The following is a 16,170-nucleotide window of genomic DNA, read 5'->3' as shown; positions in this document are numbered from 1 at the left end:
CTTGTTCGCCGGCGACCCATGCCACCGAAAAAGGAAGACGCCGCCGCGTCACGCGGGGCGGATGGAACAGCGTCCGCGTTCGTGCAGAATGGGAGTCGTTTTTCGATTCAGCCTTCACGCGAACAGGATCCTGATGCCATCCCACAGTCCGCGCGCATCATGCCTGGATGCTTCCTCATCGCAACCCGTTTCCGACATCCGCGGCTGCTGTGTTCGCGTCCCTCTCGTGGCGCCATACACGTATAGTCACGCGGAGAGCGCGCGCTCACCCGTCGTCCGTGGATGAACGCCACCTCGGAGGAAACACCCATGCGCATTCTGCTTGCGATCCCGGGCCCCCCGTGTCCTCGATCGGCTGGCCGACCGGCTCGCTGGCGAGATACGAAGTCGCCGCCGAAGTCCTCGCGTTCTGCAAACGCTCCCAGACGAAACAGATAATCGCTAATCTTGTTCCGGGATCGGAGGCGCCGAGTACGGCGCGACGATGTGCCGTTCGAGGCAATGCTCCGATGAACGTGACCAAGGGGTGACCCACGGCCAAGCCGTACTTCAGTACGAGAGGGCTCATGAATGCCTATGGCTTGGAACGCCCACTTGCTTGGAGCCGCGCTTACAATCCACTTTATTCCGGACGCAACGGAATTCGCATCCGCCGCACGCCTTCCGGCAACGTGCGCCTGCGATGCCAAGGCGAAGGCGCGCGCACCATCGTATTCGTCTGCGATACGCCCGTGTTCATCGAACACTACGATGGCCTTTTCGACTTACTTTCCCCTCGATTCAAGGTTCTCTGCCTCGAGCTACCCGGCATGGGCTTTTCGAAGGCGGCACGGGGCTTCGATTATGGCCTTCGCAGTCAAGCGCAAGCCGTGCGGGAGGTGTTGGAGGCGGAAAATGTCGAAGACTGTATTCTTTCTTTCTCGTGCGTCGGCGCATACTTGGCACTCATCTTGGCATCGATGGCCCCGAGCGTCGTTCGGGGGGTCGTGAGCGTTCAGGCACCGAGTTGGGAGCAGGAACGAATCTGGGCTCGCCGCATCGATTTCGGGGGGCGCGGCTTGGTTGCGACTCCGGTTTTGGGCCAACTGCTCGTGCGGGCTGGCAAGCGGAGGATCGCCAAGCGATGGTTCCACTCCAATCTCGGCAAGGGCGCTGCAAAACAGCAATTCGCCGACACCGCGGCGGGCGCGTTCGATGCAGGCTCCCCCTGGGCGCTCGCGTCCATGGTGCAAGCCTATTTCTCGAGTGAAGACCCCACCTTCGTCCCGGTGCAGCAACCGGCGTTGGTCATCTGGGGTAGCCAGGATCGCAGCCACCGGCGCAGCGATCCCGAATCCGCGCTCCCCTATTTTCGTGAAGCTCGCGTGATGCGTTTCGACCAGGCGGGCCACTGTCCCGATCTCGAACAACCGCAGCAGTTCGCTCGAGCATTGGTGTCATTTTCGGCAGAACTCTAGAAAACGCTACAATCAACTTCGCGGCCTGGCCGGAACGCACACGGCGGGGGCTGGGTCGGTGTTCTTGCCGAGGAGGATGTCCGCAGGGCGGTATTCGTCGCCACGTTTCACGAAGAGTGCACCGCTCTGCGGGTATGCGCAGCCAACGATGTCGTTCTCTTGCCACTGATCGCCAAAGCGAACATCGACGGAAAACGCGACGTATTCACGCCCGCTCGCGTCGCGGGTGGTCGTTGCCTCGGTCACGCGCACACGCCGTTCGCGGGGCGGGAGTCGGGCGCGGGAGAAGCGGCTTCGCTCCTTCTCTTTCTCTGCCAGTGGCTTCAGCAGCGCTTGCTCGACACGGCGCTGCACGACGGCTGGGAGGGAATCAGCGGCCAAAGCGAACGATGGGACGAGCAACGAACCGAGCACGCAGAGACATTGCCATCTTGAGACCATGATTCTGAACCATCCTCTTGAGAGATCCGGACAACAACTCGGCCATGGCGGCGCTTCCAAGGACCGGGCACCAAAGCGCAACGACGTATGCGACGTCAGGGCTCATCCCCGCAACGTCGAGGCCGAACAACAGCGCGCGCGACGTGACCGCGACGCTCATCTGGGCAAACACATGCAGCATGGCACGGCGATGGGCACCGAACTCTCGACGTCTCGCCGCGAAAACGCCCTTCACCATGAACCAAGCGATGAGCGCACCACTGAGAAGGAAGCCGGCGCTCACCAGCGGGCCGCCTTTTGCTTCGAACGAAAGCACGGCACCGGACGGAACCAGCGCAAAGAGAATCAGCGCGCCGGCGCTCCGTCCGATCCATCGATGCAATACCGCACGCCGCTGAAGCGCGCGGGTCATCAGCACGATGCAGAGCGGGAACGAGATGAGCGCTGCAACGACGTGAACACGCAGCGACAGGAGCCAGAGAGCCTCGAACCGCAAAGGAAGCTTCTCGATCACGAAGGGGGGAAGCTCATCGAACTTGAAGTACGCCAGGCTCGAAGCGGTGATGAAAGCTGCCCCCAGCGCCATCAGGGATAGGACGAAAACGCGGGGGGCAGCGGCGCGGACACGACTCAGCACCCACATACGGACGCCCTTGCCCCGCGAAAGTTTTATCGGCTCAGCAAACTTTTGAGCACGAAACGCTCATCTCACCTGGGGCCTCCCGCCCCCGAGCTCTCTGGAGCGGTGGGCGCCGATGGCGTTTCTTTGCCGCAACCGCTCAAGTTGTACGTGGCAGAGAGGCATACGGTTGCGAGCAGCCCCCAGAGCGCTGCCGACGTCCATGTCTTGCTCGTGGAGGGCTTGCTCAATCGCAAGGCAGGAGTGGTCCCGTGAGCAAAAAACGTTTGCGCGTCACGGCGCGCCACGACGATGGAATCATTGGGGCACACGATGCGCTCGTTGAAAATGAGCACCCGCCCCGATGCGAAGAGCCGATCTCGGGTGGCCGCAGGCAAATTGCGGCTATGGATGAAGGCCTGCAAGTGCTCTGGGATTCGCTGCGGAAACATCCGACTGCGCGACGTCCGAAACACCGTGACATTCGGAATGTACTCGTCGACCACGTCCTGGGGAATCAGGAGCCCCGCCCGCTCGAAGCTCACGGTCTCCTCGCGCAGCCCGACGTAGCCCCACGCTTCTTGATGCACACGGGCCCAGGAGATCGTGTCGGCGTCTTCCTCTTTTGCAATGACCTCGACGTGGTAAGCGAGACATGCACGCCCCGTGAACGGCGCCATCACGGCAGGTAACATTCGCAGGCCCCGAGCGGGAAGCATTAGGCAACCTAATAACTCGAAAACGATTCGCTCTTCGAGACGGCGCAGGGCGGACTACCCCACGTCCACGGCAGCGGGTGAGCTGTTGCGATGTTGCACCCTGTTGCACCTGCTCGAACCGCCGATCCGAGCGACGTGGACGCGCTTTCTCGCGGTGATCCGGCGCAACACGTGGGATCTCCAACGACCCGCGCCAGCGCGGGTTTCTCCGAGCGAGCGCGCGAAAAGGCGCCGCGGAGCATCTGGTCCTGACTTTGCTAAAGCATCCCCCCGCACGGCGCAGATTGGCGCGAAACCGCCCCGACGTGCGCTCAAACCTTGAGGAGAAAAACATCGATGCGATCGATTCGGGTGAATTTGGTCTTCGTTTTGGCATTGGTTGGTTGTGCGGGGGTGGCAGACGAGGAAACACCCGTAGCGGCTTCGGACGAGCTCACGGCAGCGGCGGTGGATCCCGAGCCGGCGGTGAGGGCTCCCGATCATGAATGGAGCGCGGACTCCTCGGAGGAGGGCGCACATCATGATTCTCTGCGACTCGAACGAAGCAGCAAGGAGCGTGCGGCGGCGAATCGTGCGGAGTTGGCGCCGAGCTGCAACAAGGCCGATCTCCATTTCTCGACTTGGCCGGTCTCCGGTGCGCACGGCAAGCAATGGATGATCAACAACTACACCGATCTCGACGCCGATGCGACGGACACGCGCGATTACAAGGGTAAGACCGGCAGCTTGGCGCGCACCTACGACGGTCATCGCGGCGCCGATATCGACATATCCTCCTTTCGCGAGATGGACAACGGCACCGCCATCGTGCGCGCGGCCGCGGATGGTGTGGTCGAGTTCATTCGCGAGGACCAGTTCGATCGAAACACGAGCTGCACCGGAACTTGGAACGTGGTGGTGCTTCGCCACGCGAATGGCTATGCGAGCTACTACGGTCACGTGAAGAAGAACTCGGTCGTCGTCAATGTGGGCGACAGTGTCGTGGCCGGGCAGAAGCTGGCGGTGGTCGGTAGCTCCGGCTGTTCCACGCAGGCGCATCTTCACTTCGAGGTGCACGACTGCAGCGACGCTTGGCTCGAGTCATTCGAGGACATGTGGACTGCACCGCCCGCCTACGAGGGGCCGTCCGACATCATGGATGTGATGCTCAAGGAAGGAGCCTTCAGCAGCGCTCAGCAGATCAAGGATCCGGCGCCCAACGACACGCTCTACGCTCCGGGAGCCACGATGGGCGTCGGCTTGTCCGCGGCCATTCGAGGCGGCGACAAAGTGCAAATCAGCATGGTCGCGCCGGACTCGAACGTATCTTCTTGGACATGGACCGCCGGCGGCGTCGCCCGCTACGCGCATTGGATGCCCAGCTGGACCTGGAAGGTGGGAAACACGCCGGGCACCTGGACGATGCGCGTCTTCGTCAACAATGCGTTGAAGACGTCGCGCACCTTCAAGGTGTCGAACTTGGTTCCCGGCTTCGCCGAGGTGGCACGCCACGGCGTGAGCGCAGCGAACTTCCAGACCGTTTTCGATGACGTCACCGCGGCGGGTTATCGGCCGGTGTGGATCGATGGATTCAACATTGGGAACGATTCCTTCTTCAATATGCTCTTTCGGCCGGCGGGCAATGTCTGGTGGCTCGCCCGCGCGGGCATGACGTCGGCGCAATATCAGAGCGAGTTCACGACGCAATCGCAAGACGGCCACCGACTGGTGCACGTCGACAGTTACCTTTCGGCGGGTGCGGTCCGCTACAATGGCATTTGGACCAACGAGAGCGGGCCCGCGCAGACGGCCTATCACGGCGCCTCCGAGGCCCTGCATCAATCGAATTGGAACAGCCTCACCAACCAAGGGTGGCGTCCCGTGAACGTGTCCGTGGTCTCGGTGGGCGGCGCCCGCCAGATCACCGCACTCTGGGACAGCGCGCCTTTCGGCAGCTTCGTCGGCCTGCACGGCATCCCCGCCAGCCAGTACCAAGCGACCTTCGATGCCGAAGTGGACGCCGGCCGCCGCCCGCACTACTTGGACACGTACGTTCACAACGGCCAGGTGTTCTACTCGGCCATCTTCTCCTCGCAAAGCCTAGGCTCGTGGGTGGCGCGCCACGATCGCACGAGTGCGCAGTATCAATCCGATTACGATAGCTTCACCGGCCAAGGCTTCCTGACCAAATTCGTGACCGGCGTGTCCGACGGCGGCACGGCCAACTACGCCGCGGTGTGGACCAAATAGGTAGCCGATTCGGCCAAGCCCATCACGACGAGCGCCGCGCACGTATCACCGCGTCGACGCCGGTGCCCGTGATGGGCCGCGGACGCTCCTCCGCGACGAGGCATTGCCAGCGCTGCGGATCGAGCGCGGCGACCACGCGCTCGACGGAGACTTGCACCTGACCGGCTGCAGCCGTAGCGGCTCCCGTCGCGGGATCGATCGGACGATGGCCGACCATGAACAACGTGCCGCCAACAGCGACCGCGTTCGCCATCCTCTGCACCATCTCTTCCACCGATCCCGCGATGTGGACGTACAGGCAGACCACGAGATCGAATTCACCGGGCTTTGCCGTCCAGGTCGCGAGATCGCCCTCGACCCAAACGATGCGCTCCGAGATGGTGGGCCCGGCCGCCGCGGCCATCGAACGGCCATGGGCCAGAGCGCTCGCGGAGAAATCCACCGCCGTGACATGCCACCCATGCGCGGCGAGCCAAAGCGTCTCCGTTCCGTGTCCACAGCCTGCGTCGAGGACGCGCCCGGGGTGAAGGTTCACCACCTCGCGGACGAGATGTGCATTCGGTGGCCGATGCGCGACTTTGTCCGCGTGCTCCCGCAGCGTCTTCGACCAGAGTCGTTCCCAGAAGGACTGATCGTAGGTTGGCTTGCTCATTTGCTTCACGCAACTTTATATGTTGCGTGACAGAAAAAATGGCAAGGGCGAATCGCGCAAGGTGGCAACTTGCGCTTGCCGCGGGTGCATACTTGAGCTCCCCCGCGCGGTCACGCGTGGAATCTCATGTCCGGCGGACGCGACTCGTCGTATGCTAGCTGAGGTAGCGGGTCCCATTCGGCCACTGTGCTGAGGCCGGCGATTCGCGGGGGATAGATGTACGAAGGATTCGCGATCGAGGAGATCCTCTCCGAAAGTGCACGTTCGTCGGTTTACCGCGCACGACAGACGGCACGTTCGCCCGACTTGTCCGCCTGGCCCGAAAACGTCGTTCTCAAAGTCCTTCAAGGATCGAGCGCGTGTCGCGAATATCGCGCTCGCTATCGTCACGAATTCGAAACACTACAGCGCGTAAACTCCTCGCATGTGATACGGGCTTACGACCTCCGTGCGGAGCAAGGCACGACGTTTCTCGTGCTCGAAGACTTCGGGGCCACCTCCCTCGAGCGATTTGCGGCTCAGCAGCCGCTTTCGATGGAGCAGACTCTTCGAGTTGGCATGCAAATATGCACCGCTCTGGCGGCGATCCATGATGCCCAAATCGTTCACAACGATGTCAAGCCGGCCAACATCGTATATTGCCCCAATTCGGGTGAAGCCAAGCTCATCGACTTTGGCGCGAGCACCTCGCTCGTCGCGCCCGTGTCCACCGAGGCCAGTCAGCGCGATCCGCTCCGGCGCGAGTTCACGCTCGCCTACGTCTCGCCGGAACAGACCGGGCGGATGAATCGCTCGATCGATCATCGGACCGATCTGTATTCGCTGGGGGTGACGCTCTACGAGCTACTCACGCGTCGCACGCTTTTCACGGGCGGTGACACGCTCGAATGGGTCCATGCCCACCTGGCACGGCGTCCGAAGCCTCCCGCAGAAGCCGATTCCCGAATTCCGAAATCGGTCTCCGACATCGTGATGAAGCTCCTCGAGAAGAATCCCGAGGATCGATACCGGAGCGCCGTCGGTGTCAAAGCGGATCTCGAGCGCTGCCTCGCCGATCGCGACGCGCGTTTCGAATTGGGGCGGGACGACGTTCTCCACGCTTTTTCCATACCGCATCGGCTCTACGGGCGCGCCTCGGAGCTCCAGCGGCTGGGCGCCGCATTCGAGCGCACGGTCAACGGGCCCTGCGAGCTGGTGCTCGTTTCGGGCTATTCGGGAATCGGAAAAACCTCGCTCATCCAGGATCTTCACGTACCCGTCAGCCATCGCCACGGATACTTCATTTCCGGGAAGTTCGATCAACTGCGGCGCAGCGTCCCGTACGCGGCCATCACCGAGGCGTTCCACGAGCTCGTTCAGCAGCTTCTGTGCGAGCCGGAGCAGTGCCTCGCCCAGTGGCGACGTGAAATTCTCGAAGCGCTCGGCGACAAGGCGCGCGCGCTCTTCGATGTCATTCCCGAGCTCGAGCGGCTCCTCGGTCCGCAACCCGAAGTGCCCATACTCGGCGCCATCGAAACGCAAAATCGTTTCAATTTGATCTTTGGACGATTCCTCGATGTCCTCTGCCGGCCCGAGCACCCCCTCGTCATGTTCATCGACGACCTGCAGTGGATCGACTCGGCCTCCCTGCGGCTGATGGAGATTTTCGTGCCGGGAGGGGAGCGGCGCAACCTCCTGGTCATTGGAACGTACCGCGACAACGAGGTCGACGCCGTCCACCCGCTCAAGCGATTTCTCGAGGGCCGGAGGGCGCAGCAGCATGTCTTCGAGGAGATCGCACTCGGTCCCCTCACCCCCGCGGATCTGACCCAGCTCTGTGCCGACGTGCTGCATCGAAGCCCGCACGACGTGGAGCCCCTCGTCGCGCTGCTGCAGCAGAAGACGGACGGAAATCCCTTTTTCGTGAATCAATTTCTTCATGCGTTGCACGCCGACGGGGCGCTCACCTTCGATTGCGGCGCGCGGCATTTCACCTGGAAGCCCGAGGTGATCCGCGAGCGAAGCGCGACCGAAAACGTGGCCGATCTGCTGTCGCGCCGCCTCTCGTCGCTTTCGGCCGATGGCCTCCACATCGTCCATCTCGCGGCGTGCATTGGCAATCAGTTCGACCTTCGGACGCTGGCCTGGATTTGCGATCTCTCGGAGGAGGCGACCTACGCAAAGCTGTTGCCCGCACTGAATGCGGGCTTCGTTCTCCCGACATCGGGACTCGAGACGACCGCGAGCGATGCCGCGCCCACGCTCGTGCATCGGCAATTTCGCTTCCTCCACGACCGTGTTCAGCAAGCCGCGTATGACTCGGAGGACGTCGAAGCTCGAAAGCAGTCGCACCTTCGAATCGGCCGCAGGCTCCTGCAGCAAGCGGGCGACGAGGAGCAGATGGATCGCATTTTTGCGACCGCCGACCACTTGAACACGGCGCGCGAGCTGGTCACCGGTGCGGAGCGGTGCACGCTGGCGCGGCTCAATCTATTGGCCGGGCAGCTCGCCAAGCGCGCCAACGCGTACGGTGCCGCCAGTGCCTATTATCAAGTAGGCCTCGAGTGCATTGGCTCGTGGGAGGAAGACCATGAGGCCAACATGGCCATGCGCCTCGAGTACGCCGAAATCGAATATTTGCTTGGCCATTTCGAACAATCCGAAAAGATTAGTCTGGACTTGATGGATCGCGCACGCACGCCCATGGAGCGCGCCGACGTCTGCCGGCTTCTCGTCTGGCAGTGTACCCTCGAGATGAAGTACGAAGGCGTCTTTCGCTGGGGCTTTGCGGGGCTGCGCGCGCTGGGCATCGTCATCCCCGAGGAAGGCGATCTCACCCCCGTCCTCGACGCCGAAATGGCCTCCATCGAGCGGCACATGGCGGGGAGGTCCATTCATGGGCTCATCGATATGCCGGCCATGACGGAACCCAGGGTCATTGCGGCCCTGCGCCTGCTCGTGGGGATGCTGCCCGCGGCGTACATGTCGAACCAGGCGCTCCACGCGGTCTTCAATGCGAAGTTGGCCAACCTGTCGATCACGTACGGCAATTGCCCGGAGTCGGCGACGGCGTATTCGTCGTTCGGCATGCTCCTCGTCTACGGGAAAGGCGATTACCGCGCCGGCTACGAATACGGCATGCTCGGATGGCAGCTCGCCAAGAGGGGCGGTTACCTTGCGCAGCTATGCAAAAATGGCGTCAACATGGGCGCGTTCATCGTGCCCTGGACGGAGCATCTGCAGGCGAGCATGGCCTACTTCGATGAAGGCTATCGCGCAGGACTCGACGCCGGAGAGCTGCAGTGGGCGGGCTACAACCTGCAGTTCAAATCCATCTTGGTCTTTCATTCGGGGGAGCCCCTCGCGAAAGTCAAAGAAGAGAGCCACGAGAATCTCCTCTTCTGTTTGCGAACTCGGCACGCCGTGGGTCCTACGTTCATCGAGACGGTCCTCTTTCCGGTCCTCAACCTGCTCGGCGAGACCGATTCGGACGTCACGTTCGCCATTGGTGAGACCGATGTGCCCTCGTGGTTGAAGAAGCATGAAACGCAGAAGACCCAAATGACCTGCCTTTACGTGGGTCTCGCACAAGCCTTGTACCTGCATGGCAAGGTGGAGCTCGCCCTCGCCTGGTGCCGAAAGGCCGAGGAGCTCCTGACGTTCGTGAGGGGCTTCATCACCAGCGCGGTGCACGCACTCTTCTATGGGCTTTGTTTGCTCGATACCGACGCCGCCGGCTCCGCGGCGCCGATCGAGGCGTGCCGCAAAAAGCTCGCGCGTTGGGCCGAGTCGTCCCCGGCCAACTTCCGCCACATGCATGCGATCCTCGAAGCCGCGGTGGCACGTGCGGCAGGCGATCCCTGGCGCGCCCTCACGTTGCTCGATGGGGCGAGCCGCTCCGCGAACAAGCAAGGTTTTCGCCAATACGCCGCACTCGCGTGCGAGCTCGCCGGCAAGCTTCTCATCGAGTCGGGCCAGCACGAGATGGGGCTCTCCTACATCGCCGATGCGCGCGATGCGTACCGGGCTTGGGGCGCAAAGCACAAATTGATGCAGCTCGATCGCGCCTATCCGCAAGACGGATCGGTGGTGCGCGGGCGAGACAGTTACCCCTCGCATTCCCCGGCGTGGAGCAGCACGGGAAGCCTGGACGAGTCGATCGATCTGACGGCGATCGCCAAGGCGTCCCAGGCCATTTCCAGCGAAATGGAGCCCGACCGGGTCTTCTGCGTGCTTCTCGAAATGTGCCTCGCGTCCGCCGGTGCGGAGACGGCCGTCCTGGTGCTCGCCCGCGACGAAGAATGCAGCGTGGAAAGTCGCCCGCGGCAGGCCGCGGAGTTTCGGGCGGTCGCGCGGGCACGTGCCTTCGGGGAGGTGGAGATTCGCACCATGCCCCTTGCCGAGTGCCCGGAGCTGGTGCCGGCCGTGGTCCATTACGTGGCACACACGGGTGAGTCGCGCGTCCTCAACGATGCCACCGCCGATCCGACGTTCGGACGCGACGAGACGCTCCAGCGGCGCGCGCCGAAGTCGGTGTTGTGCGTCCCGGTGATGCGAGGAGGAGGCCTCATTGGCGTACTCTATTTGGAGAACAATCAGACCACCAACGCCTTCACGGTCGGGCGCGTGCGCGTCCTGCAGGTGCTCGCATCCCAAGCGGCCATTTCGCTGGACAATGCGCGCTTGTACTCCGAGCTCAAAGAGAACAACGAGAAGCTGACCATGGCCCTCGAGGCTGCGCGGGAGAGTGCGCGGCTCAAAACGGAATTTCTCGCCAATACGTCGCACGAGCTTCGCACGCCGCTCAACGCCATCGTGAATATTCCCAATGGCCTGGCCGCCCGCCTCTCGGAACGCACGGAGTGGATCTGCACCGCCTGCGAGGAGCTCGTCCTCTTGCGCCCAAAGCCCGTCTGCCCGGCCTGCGGCGCGCAGGACTCGTTCTCGAAAAGGAGCGTCTGCCTCTATCGCGGCCGGCGCGACGATGCCGTCAGCTATTTGCGCGTGGTCCAGACCAACGGCGAGCAGCTCATTGGCCTGGTGGAAGATCTCCTCGACATGAGCCGGCTCGATGCCGCGCGCATGCGCATCGACCCGGTCGAGCTCGACGCCCACGAGGCTGCCCGTGAGGTCGTGGACAAGATGCGCGCGCTCGGCGAGAAGCGAAGGGTCCATGTCGCCCTGCGCGCGGAGGGCGTGGCGCCAACGCTCCTAGCGGACCACGGGCGCCTCCAACAGGTGCTCATCAACCTCGTGGACAATGCCATCAAATTTTCCAGCGAGGGCGGCGCCGTCGAAGTGGCCGTACGGCAGGACCACGAAGGCTTTGCCCTTTTCACCGTCCGCGACGACGGCATCGGCATTGCCCAGCACGAACAAGGGAAAATCTTCGAAAGCTTTTATCAAGTGGATGGCACCAACACGCGGCATGCGGGTGGCGCGGGGCTCGGTCTAGCCATCTCCCGAGAAATCGTTCGCCTACATCGTGGGGAGATTTGGGTCGAGAGCCAACCGGGACGTGGATCGATCTTCTACGTGCGGCTACCATGCGTGGAGGAGGTGAAGCGTGCAGAGCGGGCCTGAAGGCGGGCGTCAAACGCGGCCGTGCGTGCTCTACGTCGACGACGACGCCAGCAACTTGGCGGCCGCGCGATTGCTTCTCGAGGAGCGCTACGAATTGCTCGAAGCAGAGAACGACGAGCAAGCCTGCACCTGCTTGAAACGCGAAGGTGAACGGCTCGGGATGATCTTGATGGACATCCAGCTCAAACGCTCCCAGCTCGACGGCATCGCGCTGGTGAAGTTGATCCGCGGCAAGCTCGATCGCGCGAGCTTGCCCTGCTACGCACTCGACGTGCCGGTTCTTCTCACGCCGGTCATCTTTCTCACGGCGTACGGCCAACTCTACCCGCGCGAAGAACTACTTCGCGCCGGCGGGGCCGAAATTGCCATCAAGCCCGTCGACTTCATCAAGCTTTCGAACGCGATGACGCGCTACTTCGTGCGGCAGACGCTCGGTCACCTGGAGTAGCGTCATCGGGCCGGCTGACGGAGCGCTCGAGCCGGCGACGCGCCAGCGAGCTCGGTGCATGGCGACCCGTCGCGACCTTCTCGAGGGTGCGCCGGTTGATGGCATTCTTCTCGAGAAAGCGTATTCGCATTTCGATATCGGGGATGGCCTCCGCGCGACACCGGATCTGTTCGATGGTCCCGTCGAGAATGCTCTGCGCGGCCGGATCCCCCGAGGCGGCGTACGCCTCGAACACGGCCAGCCGAAGTCGCCCCTCGACGAAGCCCGCACCGCCGCACTGCTCGAGCCACGTCCGCTGCACGCCCGCACGCTCGCGCGCATCGCCGAGCCGGCCGCTGCGTAGCAAGATGTTCAACCGCGTCGCCTCGGCGTAGGGACGCAGAGCCACGATGTTGGTGAGCGTCTCCAGCGCATGCCGAACGTGCTGCTCCGCCGCATCGAGGGCACCGCAGTCGAGAAGAATATTGGCCAAGATGGCTTTGGCGAATCCCTTCAAGTGATGCTCGGCCGCGCGATCGTCCAAGAACGCCCAGAGGAGGTGCTCGGCCTCCTCGCGCGAAGCGTCATCTTCCTTGTCGACCAAGGCCATCGCAAGCTGGCACGTGGCCATGCTGCTCGTCCACTTGTCGCCATCGCGCATACCTTCCGCGCGTGCGCTTCGCAGCTTTTCTTCTCCGGCTTCGACGTCGCCGAGATGGGTGAGCAAGAGTCCCCCGTAGATGCGCGCATTCGCGAGAAGCCCCTTGTCGTTGAGCGACTCGAAAATGGCCTCCGCATGGGCGGCCGCCACCCAAGCCGACCAAGGATCACGGGAAAGGTACCAACCCGAAACCGCACGCGAGAGCTCCCAGGAGCCTCGGGCACCGACGTTGTCGCCCATGCTGGCCACTTCGTCCATGCGGGACAAGCAGGTCTGAACCTCCGCATGACGCCCGAAGAAGCTCAGAATCGTGGTCAGAATCCGCAACGAATCGATGTAGGCCCCGGCGGCCGCGGGCTCGGGATCGGTCGCCCGCAACACGTCCCCCCAGAGCAAAATTTCGTGATGGTTCACCGGGGATGGTGCGGCCCCGAAGGCCATGGTCCCCACGGCGTAGCACCAGTCGACGCCGCCGCGGGGCAGTAGCGAGAGCGCCTCGGAGACGAGCGCCCGCCCTTTGACGTAATCGCATTCCAACATGGCGACGCGCGCCTGCACGGAGCGGAGGATGCCTCGGAGATTCTCCTTGGCTCCGCAGGCGATACCGCGTTCGGCGAGCCATGTGCCCTCGCGGAGGTTCGCATGGTCGAGGGCGTCTGCGGCCGCCCGCGCATAGAGCACGGCCGCTCGATCCTTGTCCCCGCCCAACGCATGATGCTCGGCAAGGACATGGGCATCGCTTTCGCCCATTCTTTCGAGAAACTCGGCCGCGGCGCGGTGCGATGCCGAGCGATCTTCTTCGGTCAGCATGCTGTGCGCGGCCTCGCGCACGAGCGCGTGACGGAATGCATATTCGGTATCGTCGAGAAACCGGCTCGTGGCGTTTTTCGTAATGAGCTCGCACTGAATCAGCTCGTCCAGCCGCTCGTCGACGCGCTCTTCGAGGCTTTCCGGACCGCGATGGCCGAACAAGGCGAGAACGCCACCGCGCCAGAAGGTGCCTCCATAGACGCTGGCCGCACGTAGGATCCGCCGCAACTCGGGCTCGAGGCGCCGCAGCCTCGCCTGCAACATGGCCAGCACGGTGTCCGGCATCACGTCGGAGCGACCTTCCGCGACGAATCGAATCAACTCTTCCAAAAAGAGCGCATTGCCCGAAGCCTGCTCGACGATTCTCGTCACGATTGCGGCCGAGACGTTGGGGCCAAGCGCGGCGGCGATGAGCTGCTTGCTCGCGCGATGGCTCAATCCATCGAGCCAGAAGACCTGGCGCCTGCGCTCGAGCCAGAGCTTTGGATAGAGATCCTCGATCTCCGGTCTCGCGAGGGCGAGCACCATGAGCGGCAGATTTTGGCACTCGCGCAACGACGCGTCGATCACGCGCACGGTGAGCGCATCGCCCCAATGCAGATCTTCGAGGACGAACAGCACCGGATGGTCTTTGCATTCGGCGCGCAAGAACGCGATGAAGGCCGCCGTCACCTGGGCGACCATCGTGCGCGGCTCGGTTCGTGCCAGACGCAGCTTGACGCTGCTCTCCGAAGGGAAGGGCACGCCGCAGAGTTCACCGAGGAATTCCGTGACGAAGCGCGCCTCGTTCGCCGGGACGTGGCACCGCACGCGATCTTCGAGCTTCTGCTGCTGGACGGACACCTCTTCGCCGTCGTGCACGTCGACGAGGCGCCGCAAAGCATCGGCAAGAATGCCATACGGGCGACCCGCACGCGTGGGATCGCTTCGTCCGAGCCAAATGTCGATGTTCTGCGTCTGCTGCACGCGGCGAACGAATTCGTGACGCAGGCGCGACTTTCCGACGCCCGCGGCCGCGATCACCATGGCGAGGCGCGCGACCGAATCCTCGCAGCATTCGTTGAGGAGCAGCTGCAGCTGCGGCAGCTCGCGGTCGCGGCCGACGAAGGGCGTCGGCTTGCCGAGAAGCGGGCGCGCCTCGTCGATGGCCAGCTCGGAGTCCAAGACGAAGAAGCCGCAGTTCGTTTGCCTCTTTTGGAATCGTGCATCGAGCAGATGCGCCGTGATGTCGTCGAGGCGAATGCCGTGCAGCGTGGCGACCGAGCGCGAGCCACCGAGCAGGAGCCGATTGGCGCGCTCGAGAATGTCCCCGTTGGGAAGGTGCTCGCCGATGACGACGCTTCGACCCGTGGTGATGACGACGTACTGCGAGGGGAGCTGCTCGTGCACGAAGAGCGCACAACGAGCCGCCTGCACGGCCTGATCGGTCGCCGTCATGCGTTCCGTTTGCGCCAGGGTGACGATCATCGAGCCGTCGAAAAGGACTTCGACCCGAGCATCGAAGCGGGCTCGGAGCTCGTCGGCGAGGAACTGTCGCTGCCCTCGTCGATTGAGCCTCTTCAGCGACTCGTCGTGCAACGGCACATCGGTCGTCTCGTCGTCGGTGACCAGAAGCACGCTCACGAGCTGCTGTTCGTCGGAAAGAAGCGCAGCGCCCGGCGTGCGGGCTACTCGTTCGCGCGTCGGCGTGTCCGAAAGAGGCCCCAGGGCGCGAAGCTCCTCGCGCAGCACGTTGGCATCCTTGGGACGCTGGGCCCGGTCCTTGGCGAGCAGGCGCTGGAGCAGCCGGTCCAACGCCTCCGGCAGATCGGGCCTCAGCACGCGCAGCCGCGGGACCTCGTCGAGGAGGATGCTCGCCACGACGACCATCGGATGCCCGTCGGCGAAGGGCGTTCGCCCGGTCAGGCATTTGTACATCACGCATCCGAATGCGAACACGTCGGCGCTGGGCCCGACGTCCCTATCGCCGCGCGCTTGCTCGGGCGCCATGTAGAGCGGCGTGCCGACGGCGAGCCCCGTCGCGGTCAGATCGGACTCCACGAGGCGCGCCACACCGAAGTCGAGCAGCGTCGGTGCATCGGGGCGCCCGTGACGGAGGAAGATGTTCTCGGGCTTGAGGTCACGGTGCACGAACCCCCGCCGATGCGCGGCCGAAAGGGCGTCGGCCACACCGGAGAGCATGCGAAGCGTGTCCTCTAGCGAAAGGCCGTCGTGCTCGAGGCGTTCGCCGAGGTCTTCGCCGTCGAGCCACTCCATGGCCAGAAAGGGATGCCCCTCGCGCGTGACGCCGTGATCGATGTACGCGACGATGCCCGGGTGCTGGAGCTGCGAGAGCATGTACGCTTCGCGATAGAAGCGCGCCCGGAAGTTGGGGTGGGCTCCGAAGGGCGGAAGCACTTTGAGCGCCACCGGTGCATCGTCGCGCCGGCAATCGCGCGCCCGATAGACGATGCCCATCGCTCCCCGGCCGGCAACGCCCTCGACAACGAACCGATCCGCGAAGACCGTTCTCGGCGTGAGTTCCGCCCAGTCCATCGGGTTGCCTGCTTCCTCCCCTTTCCCTACGATGTCACTCGGACGCTTAGAGGAGCGT

The 16,170-nt window shown here is 63.6% G+C and carries 9 protein-coding genes; 4 read left to right on the top strand and 5 right to left on the bottom strand.

The genetic code is table 11. From position 1 onward, the window contains the following. The first annotated feature begins 566 nt into the window (after window positions 1-566). Window positions 567-1,457, top strand: a complete 891-nt coding sequence (locus LZC95_48285) for an alpha/beta hydrolase (GenBank protein WXA94233.1) — start codon at window positions 567-569, stop codon at window positions 1,455-1,457. A gap of 12 nt (window positions 1,458-1,469) precedes the next feature. Here LZC95_48285 and LZC95_48280 read toward each other — a convergent pair whose 3' ends face one another. The 3 genes from LZC95_48280 to LZC95_48270 all read right to left on the bottom strand — a co-directional run bounded on the left by LZC95_48280 (window position 1,470) and on the right by LZC95_48270 (window position 3,200). Beyond that, window positions 1,470-1,811 carry a hypothetical protein gene (locus LZC95_48280; GenBank protein WXA94232.1) on the bottom strand — a complete coding sequence of 114 codons (342 nt, stop codon included), beginning with the start codon at window positions 1,809-1,811 and terminating at the stop codon, window positions 1,470-1,472. Between the two features lie 16 nt (window positions 1,812-1,827). Then, window positions 1,828-2,541 carry a DUF2306 domain-containing protein gene (locus tag LZC95_48275; protein WXA94231.1) on the bottom strand — a complete coding sequence of 238 codons (714 nt, stop codon included), beginning with the start codon at window positions 2,539-2,541 and terminating at the stop codon, window positions 1,828-1,830. A 65-nt stretch (window positions 2,542-2,606) separates the two neighbouring features. Then, on the bottom strand, window positions 2,607-3,200 hold the full coding sequence (locus tag LZC95_48270; GenBank protein ID WXA94230.1) for a hypothetical protein: 594 nt from the start codon (window positions 3,198-3,200) through the stop codon (window positions 2,607-2,609). 372 nt (window positions 3,201-3,572) lie between these two features. On the opposite strand from LZC95_48270, the gene LZC95_48265 reads away from it, so the two are divergent. After that, the gene (locus LZC95_48265; GenBank protein WXA94229.1) at window positions 3,573-5,465 is read left to right on the top strand and encodes a peptidoglycan DD-metalloendopeptidase family protein; all 1,893 of its coding nucleotides are present in this window, start codon (window positions 3,573-3,575) and stop codon (window positions 5,463-5,465) included. A 22-nt stretch (window positions 5,466-5,487) separates the two neighbouring features. On the opposite strand, the gene LZC95_48260 is transcribed toward LZC95_48265, so the two are convergent. Further along, window positions 5,488-6,117: a class I SAM-dependent methyltransferase gene (locus LZC95_48260; protein WXA94228.1), complete on the bottom strand. Its 630-nt coding sequence runs from the start codon at window positions 6,115-6,117 to the stop codon at window positions 5,488-5,490. A 216-nt stretch (window positions 6,118-6,333) separates the two neighbouring features. On the opposite strand from LZC95_48260, the gene LZC95_48255 reads away from it, so the two are divergent. Both LZC95_48255 and LZC95_48250 read left to right on the top strand, forming a co-directional pair. Continuing rightward, window positions 6,334-11,679, top strand: a complete 5,346-nt coding sequence (locus tag LZC95_48255) for an AAA family ATPase (GenBank protein ID WXA94227.1) — start codon at window positions 6,334-6,336, stop codon at window positions 11,677-11,679. Next, window positions 11,663-12,127, top strand: coding sequence for a response regulator (locus LZC95_48250; GenBank protein ID WXA94226.1), 465 nt, complete (start codon window positions 11,663-11,665; stop codon window positions 12,125-12,127). The genes LZC95_48255 and LZC95_48250 overlap by 17 nt, the downstream gene beginning before the upstream one ends. Here the strand turns inward: LZC95_48250 and LZC95_48245 are convergent. Continuing rightward, complete coding sequence (locus tag LZC95_48245) at window positions 12,066-16,112, bottom strand: protein kinase (GenBank protein WXA94225.1); 4,047 nt, start codon at window positions 16,110-16,112, stop codon at window positions 12,066-12,068. The genes LZC95_48250 and LZC95_48245 overlap by 62 nt on opposite strands. Window positions 16,113-16,170: the final 58 nt, after the last annotated feature.

Source organism: Sorangiineae bacterium MSr12523 (genome assembly GCA_037157775.1).
Lineage (GTDB): Bacteria > Myxococcota_A > Polyangia > Polyangiales > Polyangiaceae > Pendulispora > Pendulispora brunnea.
This window is presented reverse-complemented; position numbering and strand designations above follow the sequence as displayed.